The following is a 636-nucleotide window of genomic DNA, read 5'->3' on the forward strand; positions in this document are numbered from 1 at the left end:
TTTCTTAACGGGGTTGTTAGTCCTCTCGGTTTTTGGTCTTACCGTAAACATCGTGGTGCTGTTTGCCTTAATCATGGCGGTCGGCATGCTGGTGGATGGTGCAATCGTCGTCACTGAGTTTGCCGATCGGAGAATGCAAGAAGGCACGCCGCGTAAAGAGGCATACCGAGACGCAGCCAAACGCATGGCATGGCCGATCACCGCCTCTACCGCAACTACGTTGGCGGCATTTGCTCCGCTTCTTTTTTGGCCGGATATTACCGGTGAGTTTATGAAGTACTTACCGTTAACGCTAATCGCGACGTTAGCGGCGTCATTGGTGATGGCTTTGCTATTTGTGCCTGTTATTGGCGGCATTATTGGTAAACCTCAGGTTATCAATCCTAAAGCCCAACAAGAAATGGTGGAGCTACACAACGGAAACTTTGAGAAAGCGACAGGAATTACCAAGCTTTATTACAAAACTTTGTTTGTGGCGATTCAACATCCTTGGAAAGTGCTGCTGAGCGCGGTATTGCTGGCGGGTGGTGTTGGATTTACTTACAGTAAAGCGGGGTTAGGCGCGGAGTTTTTCCCTGAAGTCGATCCGCCATTTTTCACCGTAAAAGTACGCTCTTACGGGGATCTTTCCATTAA

At 48.7% G+C, this 636-nt stretch carries 1 protein-coding gene; it reads left to right on the plus strand.

The window, feature by feature from the left end; translation table 11 throughout:
- The coding region (locus R8O10_RS25840; RefSeq protein WP_318192043.1) for an efflux RND transporter permease subunit at window positions 1-636 on the plus strand (636 nt) is incomplete at both ends.

It is taken from the genome of Vibrio sp. 1727 (assembly GCF_033344415.1).
In the GTDB taxonomy this organism is placed as follows: domain Bacteria; phylum Pseudomonadota; class Gammaproteobacteria; order Enterobacterales; family Vibrionaceae; genus Vibrio; species Vibrio alginolyticus.